Source organism: Mesorhizobium escarrei (assembly GCF_935825525.1).
Lineage (GTDB): Bacteria > Pseudomonadota > Alphaproteobacteria > Rhizobiales > Rhizobiaceae > Mesorhizobium > Mesorhizobium escarrei.
Window position 1 is genome coordinate 38,076 of record NZ_CAKXZT010000122.1, and the last position, 13,961, is coordinate 52,036.

Annotated in this window: 13 protein-coding genes; 2 read left to right on the forward strand and 11 right to left on the reverse strand. The window is 64.5% G+C overall.

The genetic code is table 11. The features are described from left to right. Window positions 1-56 precede the first annotated feature (56 nt). From NMG80_RS14045 to rsfS, 6 genes are all read right to left on the reverse strand, one after another. On the reverse strand, window positions 57-578 hold the full coding sequence (locus NMG80_RS14045; protein WP_254018649.1) for an RNA pyrophosphohydrolase: 522 nt from the start codon (window positions 576-578) through the stop codon (window positions 57-59). Window positions 579-580: 2 nt separating this feature from the next. Next, window positions 581-1,804, reverse strand: coding sequence for a divergent polysaccharide deacetylase family protein (locus NMG80_RS14050; RefSeq protein ID WP_254018650.1), 1,224 nt, complete (start codon window positions 1,802-1,804; stop codon window positions 581-583). Window positions 1,805-1,935: 131 nt separating this feature from the next. Beyond that, window positions 1,936-3,261: a S41 family peptidase gene (locus NMG80_RS14055; RefSeq protein ID WP_254018651.1), complete on the reverse strand. Its 1,326-nt coding sequence runs from the start codon at window positions 3,259-3,261 to the stop codon at window positions 1,936-1,938. A gap of 1 nt (window position 3,262) precedes the next feature. Continuing rightward, on the reverse strand, window positions 3,263-4,639 hold the full coding sequence (locus tag NMG80_RS14060; RefSeq protein ID WP_254018652.1) for a murein hydrolase activator EnvC family protein: 1,377 nt from the start codon (window positions 4,637-4,639) through the stop codon (window positions 3,263-3,265). 145 nt (window positions 4,640-4,784) lie between these two features. Further along, on the reverse strand, window positions 4,785-5,267 hold the full coding sequence (gene rlmH, locus NMG80_RS14065; protein WP_254018653.1) for a 23S rRNA (pseudouridine(1915)-N(3))-methyltransferase RlmH: 483 nt from the start codon (window positions 5,265-5,267) through the stop codon (window positions 4,785-4,787). An 81-nt stretch (window positions 5,268-5,348) separates the two neighbouring features. Next, a complete protein-coding gene (gene rsfS / locus NMG80_RS14070; RefSeq protein WP_023800052.1) occupies window positions 5,349-5,726 on the reverse strand; it encodes a ribosome silencing factor in 378 nt (125 codons plus the stop codon). Window positions 5,727-5,966: 240 nt separating this feature from the next. Between rsfS and NMG80_RS14075 the strand changes: the two genes are divergently transcribed. Continuing rightward, on the forward strand, window positions 5,967-6,821 hold the full coding sequence (locus tag NMG80_RS14075) for a mechanosensitive ion channel family protein (protein WP_254018654.1): 855 nt from the start codon (window positions 5,967-5,969) through the stop codon (window positions 6,819-6,821). 25 nt (window positions 6,822-6,846) lie between these two features. On the opposite strand, the gene NMG80_RS14080 is transcribed toward NMG80_RS14075, so the two are convergent. The 5 genes from NMG80_RS14080 to obgE form a co-directional block, all read right to left on the reverse strand. Beyond that, window positions 6,847-8,136: an MFS transporter gene (locus NMG80_RS14080; RefSeq protein WP_254018655.1), complete on the reverse strand. Its 1,290-nt coding sequence runs from the start codon at window positions 8,134-8,136 to the stop codon at window positions 6,847-6,849. A gap of 224 nt (window positions 8,137-8,360) precedes the next feature. Further along, on the reverse strand, window positions 8,361-8,948 hold the full coding sequence (locus NMG80_RS14085; RefSeq protein ID WP_254018695.1) for a nicotinate-nucleotide adenylyltransferase: 588 nt from the start codon (window positions 8,946-8,948) through the stop codon (window positions 8,361-8,363). A gap of 264 nt (window positions 8,949-9,212) precedes the next feature. Continuing rightward, the gene (locus NMG80_RS14090) at window positions 9,213-10,499 is read right to left on the reverse strand and encodes a glutamate-5-semialdehyde dehydrogenase (protein ID WP_254018656.1); all 1,287 of its coding nucleotides are present in this window, start codon (window positions 10,497-10,499) and stop codon (window positions 9,213-9,215) included. A 3-nt stretch (window positions 10,500-10,502) separates the two neighbouring features. Further along, window positions 10,503-11,663: a glutamate 5-kinase gene (proB, locus tag NMG80_RS14095; protein ID WP_254018657.1), complete on the reverse strand. Its 1,161-nt coding sequence runs from the start codon at window positions 11,661-11,663 to the stop codon at window positions 10,503-10,505. A 2-nt stretch (window positions 11,664-11,665) separates the two neighbouring features. After that, window positions 11,666-12,697 carry a GTPase ObgE gene (obgE, locus tag NMG80_RS14100; RefSeq protein ID WP_254018658.1) on the reverse strand — a complete coding sequence of 344 codons (1,032 nt, stop codon included), beginning with the start codon at window positions 12,695-12,697 and terminating at the stop codon, window positions 11,666-11,668. Window positions 12,698-12,827: 130 nt separating this feature from the next. Between obgE and NMG80_RS14105 the strand changes: the two genes are divergently transcribed. Next, the gene (locus NMG80_RS14105) at window positions 12,828-13,697 is read left to right on the forward strand and encodes an endonuclease/exonuclease/phosphatase family protein (protein ID WP_254018659.1); all 870 of its coding nucleotides are present in this window, start codon (window positions 12,828-12,830) and stop codon (window positions 13,695-13,697) included. The last annotated feature ends 264 nt before the right edge of the window (window positions 13,698-13,961 follow it).

The following is a 13,961-nucleotide window of genomic DNA, read 5'->3' on the forward strand; positions in this document are numbered from 1 at the left end:
AAGGCGCTCGCGCCGACGCGGCAACCGTGGTCAGCGCGAGCGCGGCTTGCGCCAAGCTACGCAACCAGATGCCGGAATGCCGCAACCACATCCTCATAGACCTGACGTTTGAACGGCACGATCAGGTCGGGCAATTCCTCCATTGGCCGCCAGGCCCATCTGTCGAACTCGGCGGTGTGGCCGCCCGGCGGCGGATTGATCTCAATCTCGCTCACGGCGCCGTGAAAGCGGAAGGCGAACCATTTTTGCCTCTGGCCGCGATACTTCCCCTTGAAGGCGATGCCGACGAGATGGGCCGGCAGGTCGTAAAATATCCAGTTCGGCGCCTCATCCAGCAACGAGACGCTGCGCATGCCGGTTTCTTCGTAAAGCTCCCGCTGTGCCGCCTGCAGCGGCTCTTCGCCCTTGTCGATGCCACCCTGCGGCATCTGCCAGAGCTGCGTCGTGCCGGCGAATTCGCTGTCCGGCTCGGCAATGCGATGCCCGACCCAGACCAGCCCCTCTCCGTTGAGGACCATTGCTCCGACGCAGCGACGATAGGGCAGCGTCTCGGGGTCGACCGGTTTTTTCTTCGCCATGCTCAACCTTTTTCCGGATCCACCGCCACTGCCGAAATCGGCACGATCTCGATGCCGCGCTTCTTGGCCTCGATCACCCAGGATGACACGGTATCGACCGTCATGTCGAAGGCCGAGCCGATGCCGACGGCAAAGCCTTTCGCCCGCGCGGTTGCTTCCAGTTCGTCCAGCTTCTTCAATATGGCGCCGCGGTCCCGCACGGCGTCGATCGAAATGTCGCCGGCGGCGAACGGCACACCGTTCTTCAAGGCCAGTTCGGGCGCCAGGCTGCGTGCCGACGAACCGTCGTCGACATAGGCCAGGCCGCGCCTGCCAAGCTCGGCCATCAGTGGCGCCATCGCCGCAGCATCCGCCGAAAAACGCGCCCCCATATAGTTCATGACGCCGGTGTAATTGGTCGTCCGCGACAGCGCCCAGCGCAAATTCTCCAAATTCTCGTCCGGTGTCGCCACGACCGTCAGCGTGTTGCGGCCGGGATTGACATTCGGATAGTCGAACGGTTCGAGCGGCACCTGCATGACGATCTCATGGCCGCTCTGCCGCGCCGCCTGCATCCAGCGGCCGATGCTGTTGCCCTGCGGCGCGAAGCCCAGCGTCACTTCGGCCGGCAGCTTGGCGATGGCCGCCTGCGTGCCGGTCTGTGACACGGCAAGCCCGCCGATGACGATCGCCACGCGCGCACCGCGCGCACCGGACCACGGTCGCGCATAGACATCGAACGGCCGCCTGCCGTCGGCAGCACGAACCGGCAATGGACCGGTTTCGCCGGACTCGACCAGAGCCCTGTCGGGAATATGCGCGATCCTCAGGTTCTGGCCAGTTGTCGAAGGGTCGTGAATGACGATAGCCCCGGGTGGACCGTCGCCCGCTTCGGTCTGCATGTGGATGATCTGCGGCCCCGTTTTGGACCCGCCCGTCTTGGACCCGCCCTTCTTGGACCCGCCTGTCTCGGATATGCTCGCCTTGGACGCTGCTTCGGCCTTTGGCGCCGGCTCAGTGGCCAGCGTTGCGGGGTCGACCACCTCAGTCGCCTTCGGCGTCAAAACGGCGACTTCTTCCGGCTTTCGAAACGGCCTTTCGCGCAGCGCAATCGCGCCGGAGACGCCGATCACGGCCAGCACCAAGAGCGTGGCCGCGACCACGCCAGCGCTGATCCTGCGGGCCGCACGCGGCGGCCGGACGGCCTGCCCGAGTGGGCGTTCGATGTCACTACCGATGTCAGCCAAGCCGCATCCCCAGCCGCGGTTCCCCCGAATCAAACTGCCGAGGCCTTGCGGCCCCGGCAGCATTGCATCGCTTCGATCTGGCAGCCAGACCTGTTGTCCGGCTGATCGACTTTTACTGGTTCAGCACGGCCCTACTGGTTCAGCACAGCCTTGTCCGGATTCGGCGGGAACGCCGGATCGGTCTTCTCGCCGCGCAGCAACTGCTGGGCAAAGATGAGCTGCAGATCGTCTTTCGGCTCCGGTGGCACATAGGCTGCAGAGCCCGAACCGGCATCGCCCTCCTCGCTGCCCTTGATGTGGCCCTTGAGGTCCGACTCACCGCGCGTCAGGTCCCTGCCTTGCAGGTCCGGCGGCAACGGCTGGTCGACCTTGATGTCGGGCGTGATGCCCTTGCCCTGGATCGACTTGCCGGACGGCGTGTAATAGAGCGCCGTCGTCAGGCGCAGCGCGCCGTTCTCGCCGAGCGGGACGATGGTCTGCACCGAACCCTTGCCGAAGGACTGCGTCCCGACCACCGTGGCGCGGCGCAGATCCTGCAGCGCGCCGGCGACGATTTCGGACGCACTGGCCGAGCCGCCATTGACGAGCACGACCAGCGGCTTGCCGTCGATATCGTCGCCCGGCCGCGCGTCGAAGCGGGTGACGTCCTTCGGATCGCGGCCGCGCGTCGAGACGATCTCTCCGCGGTTGAGGAAGGCGTCGGACACGCTCACCGCCTGATCGAGCAACCCGCCCGGATTGAGGCGCAGATCAAGCACGTAGCCCTTGAGCTTTTCGTTCGGCACCTGCTTCTTGATGGTTTCGATGGCGCTCTCGAGATCATCATGGGTCTTTTCGGTGAAGGAGGTGATCTTGATGTAGCCGATGTCGTTCTCGACCCGGAACTTGACCGCCTTGACCTTGATGATGTCGCGCACCACCGTCAGCTCGATCGGCTTATCGGCGCCCTGACGCAGGATGGTGAGCTTGATCGGCGTGTTGACCAGCCCGCGCATCTTCTCGACCGCATCGTTGAGGCTCAGGCCGCGAACCTCCTCGCCGTCGATCTTGGCAATATAGTCGCCGGCAAGCACGCCCGCTTTGGCAGCCGGCGTATCGTCGATCGGCGTGATCACCTTGACCAGGTCATTCTCCATGGTGACCTCGATGCCGAGGCCGCCGAACTCGCCCTTGGTCTGCACGCGCATGTCCTGCGCCTCTTCGGCGTTCATATAGGAGGAGTGCGGGTCGAGCGAGGTAAGCATGCCGTTGATGGCGTTTTCGACCAGCGACTTGTCGTCGGGCGGCGTCACATATTGCGCCCGCACCCGCTCGAAAATATCCCCGAAGATCGCCAGTTGCTTATAGGTCTCGGAGCCCGCAGCGTTCGCCGTCGAGCCGGGCGCGCCATAGACCAGGCTCATCGCGGATGCGCCCATCAGCGCACCGGCAAACAGAAGCGACAGTTTCCGCATCATCTCACGTCCTTCCAGACAAACGGTCCGCCCACCATGGGGTCGGATCGACGGGTTTTCCATCCTTGCGGAACTCAACATAGAGTTCCGGCGTGGCATTTCCATTCTTCGATGCCGAGGTGCTCGCCACCCGGGCCTCTCCCATCGCGCCGACCGGCTCTCCTGCGAGCACCGACTGGCCAGACGCGACGCTGATTCTGCTCATCCCCGCGAGAACGACATGATAGCCGTCACCTGCGTTCAGGATCAAGAGTTGACCATAAGAGCGAAAAGGTCCCGCATAAAGTACATTTCCGTCCGCCGGCGCGGTGACGATGGCTCCCGATTGTGTCGCAACCATGTCACCGAGCATCACTGCACCGTTACCGTCGCTGGCCCCGAACCGTCGCTTGATCTTGCCGGTGACGGGCAACGCGATCTGCCCCTGAAGCGCCGAAAACGGTGCAGCGGCAGTGAGCCGGTTGGCTTCCGGCACCGGCAGTGCCGCCAGTTCAGTCTGTGCCGGGGCCTTCTGTGCCGGGGCCGTCTGCGCCGGAGCCTTGTCGGCGTCCGCTGCCTTCTGCTCCGCGGCCTTCTGCTCGGCTGCCTTCGCCGCGTCCGTCGCCTTGCGGGCGTTGTCGGCCTCGATTGAGGCGATCAGGTCCTTCAGGCTGCCAGCCTTGGCCGCCAGTGCTGCGGATCGCTGCTTTTCCGCCGCCAGTGCCGTTTGCGTCTCGGCCTCGAGCTTCTGCTTGGCTTCGAGCAGCATGCCGAGCCGCTTCTTTTCCGCCGCCTGCTCGCCGACTGCCGCCGTCAGCCGCGCCCGCTCCGCCTCGATCGAGGCCGTCACCCGCGACTGCTCCTTGAGGTCCGCCAGCAAAATCTCGGTCTGTTGGCGCAGTTCCGGCACCACGGCGCCGAGCAGGATGGCGCTGCGCACCGACGACAGCGCGTCCTCCGGCTTGACCAGGATGGCCGGCGGCGGATTGAGCCCCATGCGTTGCAGCGCGGCCAGCACCTCGGCCAGAACATCGCGTCTGGCAGCCAGCGAGGCGCGGATTTTCTGCTCCTCGCCCTTCAGCCGTTCCAGCTTGGCGCCGATGTCCTCGATGTCCTGACCGAGCTTCTGCTCGGTCATCGCCGACTGGATCAGCGCCGCGGTGATCGAGGCATGGTCTTTCTTGACCGTCGCCATGTCGGCGACGAGCTTGGCCAGCCGCTCCGACGACAGCGTGATCTCCTTCGCTACCCGTTCGTATTCGGCGCGGCTCTGGTCCGGGTCAGGCGCCATGTCGAGCCTGTTCTGCGCCCACGCGGCACCGAGCGACAGCATAAGCGCCGCCGCTGCCAAGCCGCAGCCTGCGCGCCAAAAGCCCGTTCGCGATTTCCAACCCTCAGCCATGAAGCCCGACTCTATGCGTGGCTTCGTTAACGAACCATCAACCATGTTCGAGAGCCCGCCGGCGGTAGTCAGCCTCGTGACGCATTGAGGCGAAAATCCGGGCGGCTCACGCCAATCCACCGATTTCGGTTGAACCTGCAACGGTTCACGAGCGATGATAGGGATGGCCGGACAGGATTGTGGCTGTCCGGTAAAGCTGCTCGCCCAACATGACACGGACCAGCTGGTGCGGCCATGTCAGCGCGCCGAAAGACACCATCAGGTCGGCCTGATCTCGCAGCGACTGGTCGTGACCGTCGGCACCGCCGATGGCGATGACAAGCGCCTTGCGGCCGCTATCACGCAACAGGCCGATGCGCCCGGCGAAATCCTCGGAGGAGAAATTCTTGCCGCGTTCGTCGAGCAACATCAGCGCGGCGCCAGGCTGCAACTGCGCCTGCAGTTTCTGGCCCTCTTCGCGGCGACGCTCGTTGGCGGTCTGGGCGCGGCCCTCCGCAATCTCAATGATCCCTGAGAATTCGAGCCCGACGGACTGCCCGCTCTTGGCGAAACGCTCGAAATACCGGTCGGCGAGCAGCTTCTCGGGGCCGGCTTTCATCCGGCCCACGGCATAAACGGTGACTTTCATCCCTGCCTCGAAGAGCCGCTAATGCATGTCACCAAGAATGGTCACCGGTTTTGGCAAACGACATGCATCAACCAATACAGCTCAGTGGAGGGTCTCCTCCTCGAGGTCCGGCGCCTGCCACATCTTTTCGAGATTGTAGAAGTCGCGGACTTCGGGGCGGAAGACGTGGACGATGATGTCGCCCGAATCGATCAGGACCCAGTCGGCGCCGGCCAGTCCCTCGACGCGCGCCGTGCCGAGCCCGGCATCCTTGAGCGCCTTGAGGAGATGATCGGCGACAGCCGAGACATGACGGTGCGATCGGCCGGACGCGATGACCATATAGTCACCGAGGCTCGATTTTCCCTGAATGTCGATTGAGACGATGTTTTCGGCCTTGGAGTCTTCCAGACTGGCAAGGACTGTCTTGATGGCGCGGGACACGGCGTCGTTTACGCTGATCCCCGCCGGCGAAGGCACGATGTCGGCCTTCTTCCACAGTGCTGTTCTCAGTGTATTTCCTTTCGCAGCAAGAACAACCAAATCACCCTTCAAAGCAGGTGACACCCCTTAGATAGGCAGAGTTGCGTTGCAGTTTCAAGACGCAGGCCCTGCCGTAGCCAAGGAAGAGCCGTTCTTCCGGGTCCGCAGTTGAAGAAAAATCGGAACTCTTGTCGCCTGGCGTGGGTTATCGGCGCATTGACCAACCGGATCCCCCTCATGCCTGTCGACCCTCAGAACGCTCTCCTCACCGTGCAGTCCGGCCTTGCGCAGCTCAGTACGCTGATCGTCTCCTACTCGCTTTCGGCCATCGGCGCCGTGATCCTGCTGGTCGTCGGCTATATCGCCGCCGGCCTTGCCCAGCGCTCGATCTATGCCGGCCTCGGCCATATCCATGGCTTCGACACGACGCTGCGCCACTTCTTCTCGAGGATCGTCCGCTACGCCATACTGATCCTCGTCGTCGTCATGGTGCTTGGCCAGTTCGGCGTCCAGACGACCTCGATCATTGCCGCCATTGGCGCCATCGGCCTGGCCATCGGCCTGGCGCTGCAAGGCACGCTGCAGAACATCGCCGCCGGCATCATGCTGCTGGCGCTGCGGCCGTTCCGCATCGGCGAATATGTCGAGGTCGGCGTCATTTCCGGGACCATCGAGGAAATCGGCCTGTTCGCTACTCGGTTGCGGACAGTCGAAGGCGTCTACGTCCTCGCCCCCAATTCGACGCTGTGGAACCTGCCAGTCCGCAACTATACGCGCAACGGTGTCCGCCGCGCCGACATCACGCTGACCATCGGCTCGTGGAACGACATCGATTTCGCTCAAAAGACCATGCTGGGCGTCGCCGCCGCCGACCGACGCGTCAGGCGAGAGCCGGCGCCGATTGCCTTTGTGGCGACCGTCGGCGACAGCAACGTCGCCATCACCTTGCGCTACTGGACCTCGGCTGCCGATTTCTTCGCCACCCAGATCGATCTCACCAAACGCGCCAAGCAGGCCTTCGACGGCGAAGGCATTTCCATACCCGCGCCACCGCCGGAAGCACCGCGGCAGGAAACCGCCACCAGACAGTGAGATGATCAATTCCCGGCATAGCTACTTATCTGCGCGGCTGCTCTTCGGACGGAAAGGCAAGATCGACGGGCAGCGGTGCCTGCGCCGTCATCGGCGCGAAATTGCCGGTCTCGGCGGCGGGAACAGGCGACATCGCCACCACGCGCCACAGCACGAACAGGCAAAAAACGGTGGCAATAACGATGGCCACATGGATGAAGGCCTGCGTTCCGTAGAAGGCGGAAAGCCCGGTCACGATGCCGGGCACGATGAAGCCGGACAGCGACCACGCGAACAGCAGTGAACTGGACAGCGCCACCATGTCGTCCTTGCCGGCGCGGTCGGCGGCATGTGCGCTGGCCAGCGAATAGATCGATTCCGACGCGCCGGCCCAGACCACATAGATGACGACCAGCGCCGCCAGCGCACCACCATCGAAGCCCAGCGCAAACAGGCCAGCCACCATGGCAAGCGTCGAAGCGGCGACCAGCACAAAGCGCCGGTCGGTGCGGTCGGAAATCCATCCGAGCGGGATTTGCAGGATCAATGTGCCGATCGGCATCGCCGACAGCAGCAGTGCCACATCGGCCTGGCTGTAGCCCTTGGCCGTGGCATGGATCGGCGCAAAGCCTGAAATCGTCATCGACAGGCCGCCGACGGCAAGCATGCCCGCGACGCCGACCGGCGAAATCCGCCAGGCCCGGCCAAGCGCCACCGACGCCGCCTGCGGCGGCGGCGGCTGGGCGAGCCGCGTCAACCCGACGGGGAGGATCGACAGCGCGGTGAAGGCGATGCCGACCAGCGGCGCGTCCGCAGCCCTTATGTCGATCAGCGCCAGTGTCGAGTAGCCGACACCGAGCCCGGCGACATAGGCGACGTAGAAGAAGGCCATGACCCTGCCGCGTATGGTGTTGGCGATGACGTCGTTCAGCCAGCTCTGCGCAACGATGAACAGGCCGCAAATGGCAAAGCCGTAGAGCGCGCGTGCCGCGATCCACGACAGCGGATGCGGTCCGGCCCCGACGGCGGCGTTGGACAGCACGATCAATGCCGACAGCACCATGAACGCGCGCGCATGGCCGACGCGCCGCACCAGCGGACCGGTCAGGATGCAGCCTGCCAGGCCGCCGGCCGAGAGGCCGGTGACGATCAGCCCGGCCCAGGTCGGATCGAAGCCCTCGGCGCCGAGCCGGACCGGGATATAGGCGAACATCAGTCCGTTGCCGACCGCTACCAGCGCCATCGACAGGACGATGCTGGCAATGGCGATCGCCGGGGCTGGCGGGCTGCCCTGCGCCGGGTCGCGTCTGGTCTGGTTTCGCTCGAGAATCGTCATGCTCGCGCAGGATCGCCTACGGACCGGGGAAAGGCAGCCGCAAATGCGACATCAGCGGTCTTCCCTTCTCCCCTTGTGGGAGAAGGTGGATCGGCGCGTAGCGCCGAGACGGATGAGGGGTGCTGGAAGAAATGAGGCGTCGGTGTTCCCTGGAACACCCCTCATCCGGCCGCTTCGCGGCCACCTTCTCCCACAGGGGGGAGAAGGGAAGACCAGCGCTCACCCTACTCCTTCGCCATTTTGCGGATCGCGGTCGACGACAGCGACGAGCGCGGGCCGTGAATGAAGGTCCAGGCCGGCGCCTTCATGCGGGCGAGCCGCGGCGCGTCGCCCTCGTCGACACGCGCGTAGTCGAAGGTCTTGGCGACAACCGACGACAGGAACGACAGCGTCGCGCCAGGGCGATCGATCACCGCGATCGGAAACGTCATCACGATCTGGCGCCAGCGCTGCCAGCGGTGGAAATCGCGAAGCGAATCGGCGCCCATGATCCAGACGAAGTCGACGCCCGGGTTGCGCGCCTTGACCAGGGCCAGCGTGTCGGCGGTGAAGCGGACATAATGGCTCGCCTCGAAGGCGGTGACCTTGACCTTCGGGTTCCGGGCGATCTGCTCGGACAGGCGCAGCCGCTCGGCCAGCGACGCCAGTTCCCGCGTGCTCTTGAGCGGATTGCCCGGCGTCACCATCCACCACAGCTGATCGAGCGCCAATCGCCTGAGCGCGATCTCGGCGACCAGTGCATGGCCGGCATGAGCAGGATTGAAGGAGCCGCCGAACAGCCCGACGGCCAAGCCCTTTTCGGCATGCGGCATTTTGAGATAATGGGAGGGAACGGTGGGCTCGGAAGGGGAGAGCATCGTGCTAGGCGCCCCCCTCTGTCCTGCCCTCTTTGCCAAAACTTGGCATCTCCCCCACGAGGGGGGAGATTGGCGGCTTCGTCCCTGGCGCCCTTACTGCGACGCCGGAGGTTGGCGAAAGTCTATGCGACATCCGATCTCCCCCCTTGAGGGGGAGATGTCCGGCAGGACAGAGGGGGGTGGCTGGGCGCAAACTTCAAGCCCTAGTAGCGAAAAAGCTCAAGGCCTCACCTGTCCCGTCCCGCGCACGCGGTACTTGAACGAGGTCAGTTGCTCGACACCAACCGGGCCGCGCGCATGCATCTTGCCGGTGGCGATGCCAATCTCGGCGCCCATGCCGAATTCGCCGCCATCGGCGAATTGCGTCGATGCATTGTGCAGAAGGATCGCCGAATCGATCTCGTTGAAGAACCGTTCGACCGCATCGGTATCCTCGGCGACGATCGCCTCGGTGTGGTGCGAGGAAAAAGTCTCGATGTGCTCGATGGCGCCGGCAACGCCGTCGACCAGTTTTGCCGCGATGATGGCATCGAGATATTCGCTCACCCAGTCGGCGTCGGTCGCCGCTTTAGCGTCGGCAAACACTTTCAGCACCTCGGCATCGGCGTGGATTTCGCACCCTGCCGCGCGCAACGCCCTGAGGATCGGCACCAGGTGGGTGGCGGCAACAGCGCGGTCGACCAGCAGCGTCTCGGCCGCGCCGCAGACGCCGGTGCGCCGCATCTTGGCGTTGACCGCGATCCTGACCGCCATGTCGAGATCAGCCGAACGGTCGATGTAGAGATGGCAGATGCCTTCGAGATGCGCAAAGACCGGCACCCGCGCCTCGTTCTGGACGCGTTCGACCAGGTTCTTGCCACCGCGCGGAATGATGACGTCGATGTTGCCGGAAAGCCCTTTCAGCATCTCGCCGACGGCGGCGCGGTCGGCGGTCGGCACCAGCTGGATGGCATCCTGCGGCAACTTGGCCGCCTTCAGCCCTTCGACCAGGCAGGCGTGGATCGCCGCCGAGGAGTTGAGCGAATCCGAGCCGCCGCGCAGGATCACCGGATTGCCGGCCTTGAGGCACAACCCCCCGGCATCGGCGGTCACGTTCGGCCGGCTTTCATAGATGACGCCGACAACGCCGAGAGGCGTGCGCACGCGCTCGATACGCAGGCCGTTCGGCCGGTCCCATGCGGCAATGACATCGCCGACCGGATCGCGCAACCCGGCGATTTCACTGATGCCGTCGGCCATGGCACGAATGCGGGCGGGATCAAGCTTCAGCCGGTCCATGAAAGAAGCCGAAAGCCCGGACTGCTCGCCATTTTTGATGTCGATGGCGTTGGCGTCGAGGATATCCTGCTCGTGGCGAAGAATCGCCTGCGCCATACTGATCAACGCGGCGTGCTTGCGCTCGGCTGCGGCGATGGCCAGCGGTCGGGCGGCGGCACGGGCGCGGCGGCCGATGTCGGCCATCAGCGCCACCGTATCATCCCGGGATTTTTCATGCAGCTTCAGCATGGCTCATCCTCCGCTATGGACCTGGTCACCGGCCCGTACTTGGTCAGTTGAATGGCTCACCACAAGGTCGTCGCGGTGGATCATCGCCGATCGCGCTTCATAGCCGAGCACCGTTTCGATCTCGGCTGTTTTCAAGCCAGCGATCCTTACGGCATCGGCGGCATCGTAGGCAACCAGTCCGCGCGCGATCTCACGGCCTTCGGGCGACAGGATTGCCACCGTGTCGCCGCGCGAGAAATTGCCGCTGACCAGCTTGACGCCGGCCGGCAGCAGCGATTTGCCCGACAGCAGCGCGCCGATGGCGCCTGCGTCGACGGTCAGCCGGCCTGCCGGTTCGAGCTGCCCGGCGATCCATGTCTTGTAGCCCTTGACCGGATTGGCGCTCGGCCGGAAGAATGTCGCCCGCTCGCCACGCTCGATCGCCATCAGCGGCGACAGCCGCGTGCCTGATGTGATGATCATGGCGGTGCCGGCGGCGGTGGCGATCTTGCCGGCGTCGAGCTTGGTGCGCATACCGCCGCGTGAAAACTCCGAAGCAGCCGCACCCGCCATCGCCTCGATGTCAGGAGTGATGCGGTCGACGACAGCAATGAACCTGGCATGCTGGTCGCGTGCCGGCGGCGCCGTGTAGAGCCCGTCAATGTCGGAGAGCAGCACCAAAAGGTCCGCGCCCATCATCGTCGCCACCCGCGCCGCCAGCCGGTCATTGTCGCCATAGCGGATTTCGGAAGTTGCCACCGTATCGTTCTCGTTGATGACCGGCACCGCCTTCATCTTGAGCAGCGTCGAGATCGTCGCGCGCGCATTGAGATAGCGTCGGCGCTCTTCGGTGTCGCCGAGCGTCAGCAGGATCTGGCCCGATTTCAGGCCGCCCTTGCCGAGCGCATCCGACCAGGCGCCGGCCAGCGCAATCTGCCCGACCGCCGCCGCCGCCTGGCTTTCCTCGAGCTTCAGCGCCCGCTTGCCGAGGCCTAGAATGGTGCGGCCAAGCGCGATGGCGCCGGACGACACGACGAGGATCTCGGCGCCATTCTCGGCCAGCACTGAAATGTCGTCGGCAAGCGAGGCTAGCCAGTCGCGCTTCAGGCCCGCCGTGCGGTCGACAAGCAGCGCCGAGCCGATCTTGACGGTGATGCGCCGGTATTTTTTCAGCTGCGCGGCCATAGCTATTTGTTCCAGCGCGTCTCGACCGGAGTGGCGACAGCTTCGCGCGCCTCGGCGACGACCGCCATCAGCGCGCGCAGAACCGCCTCGACGCCTTCGCCGGTGACGGCGGACAAAAGCATCGGCGCGCGGCCGACGGCGCGTTTCAGCGAAGCGACCTTGTTCTTGCGTGCCTCGGCATCGAGCGTGTCGACTTGGGAAAGTGCTACGATCTCGACCTTCTCGACCAACCCATCGCCATAGGCGTCGAGTTCGGCGCGCACGGTCTTGTAGGCCTTCCCGGGATTTTCTTCCTGCGCCGAGACGAGGTGCAGGAGGACTCGCGTGCGCTCGACATGTCCGAGGAAACGGTCGCCGATGCCGACGCCTTCATGCGCGCCTTCGATCAGGCCGGGAACATCGGCGATGACGAATTCGCGCCCGTCGATACGGGCCACACCGAGGCCCGGATGCAGCGTGGTGAAGGGATAGTCGGCGATCTTCGGCTTGGCTGCGGTCACGGCTGCCAGAAAAGTCGACTTGCCGGCATTGGGCAGGCCGACCAGGCCGGCATCGGCGATCAGCTTGAGCCGGAGCCAGATGTTGAGCTCTTCGCCCGGCTGACCCGGATTGGCGCGGCGCGGCGCCTGGTTGGTCGAGGTCTTGAAATGCTGGTTGCCAAAGCCGCCATTGCCGCCCTTGGCCAGCAGGAAGCGCTGGCCGACCACGGTCAGGTCGCAGATCAGCGTCTCGTTGTCCTCGGCAAAGACCTGCGTTCCCGCCGGCACTTTCAGCGTCACGTCGGCGCCCTTGGCGCCGGTCATGTTGCGGCCCATGCCGTGCGTGCCGGTCTTGGCCTTGAAATGCTGCTGATAGCGATAATCGATCAGCGTGTTCAGCCCATCGACCGCCTCCACCCAGACATCGCCGCCACGGCCGCCGTCGCCGCCGTCCGGACCGCCGAATTCGATGAACTTTTCGCGCCGGAACGACACCGAACCGGCGCCACCGTCGCCGGAGCGGACATAGACCTTGGCTTGATCGAGAAATTTCATCGTATTGCTGAGTTTCTGCTAGTGGCCTTGCGGCATTGCTCTAACGTTCGGCACTGCTCTAAACCAAGGCGGGGCGAAGGGCGAGGCTGTTTATCAACATGGCCCCAGTCTGAACATCGCCGGAGTCGCAATGCAGCTTGTAACCTACAACATCCACTACGGCGTCGGTCTTGATGGCCGCTACGATGTCGGCCGCATCGCCGATGCCGTGCGCGGCGCCGACGTGATCGCGTTGCAGGAGGTCTCGCGCAACAATCCCAACAATGGCGGCCGCGACATAGTGGCCGAGCTCGGCGAGGCGCTGCCCGAATATTTCGCCGTCTACGGCAGCAATTTCGAGGCCAATGTCGGCTCGCGCCTGGAAAACGGCCGCGCCATGACCACCACCTTCCAGCTCGGCAACATGGTGCTGTCGAAAACCCCTGTTCATCTGTCGCGCAACCTCCTCTTGCCGCGCAGCCGCAGTTTCGAGGTGATGAATTTCCAGCGCGGCGCGCTGGAGGCGCTGATCGAGACGCCGCTTGGTTTCATCCGCTTCTATTCCACCCATCTCGACCATCGCAGCCCGGTCGAACGCGCTAGCCAGATCCGGTTTCTGCGCCGGCGCCTGTTGAACTATGCGATCGAGGGCGGCGCGCTGTCGGGCGTCGCCGAAGTCGGCCTGCCGGACCTGCCTTGTCCCGAAGGATTCATCGTCATGGGCGACTTCAACATGCTGGCCGGATCGCCGGAATATGTCGAACTGGCCGGCCGCCTGGATCACGAGTTCGGCATGCCGGTGACTGCCGATCTTGCCGTCGATGCCGCCCTGCGCCTTGCCGCCGCAGGCGCCGATCTCGTCACTTGGGTCGACCCCAAGCGGCCTGACGACGCCAGCCGCCACAAGCGCATCGACTATTTCTTCACCAGCGCCTCGCTGGCCAAATCGCTGAAGCGCCTGTGGGTCGACCGGCAAGCAGTCGGTTCGGACCATCTGCCGGTCTGGGTCGAGATGGCCTGACCCAGAGTTGGCTCGCAACTGACTTTTCACTTGTTCGAGCCACGCCGAGGTGTGCTGAGATTCAGGTCAGGCCGTGCCGAGAGTGGCGGTTTTCGAGAACCGGAGCTGAGCGTACTTTAAGTACGTGAGCCCGCGCATGACCCCGAAATCGAGATCGATTTCGGAAAGGTCATGCGCAAAATCAAAGTTCTACAGCGTCCTTTGCGCGCCCAATTGGGCGCGCGGCGCTGTAGGTAAGCGCAGGAAGCCGCCATTCGCAGGCCG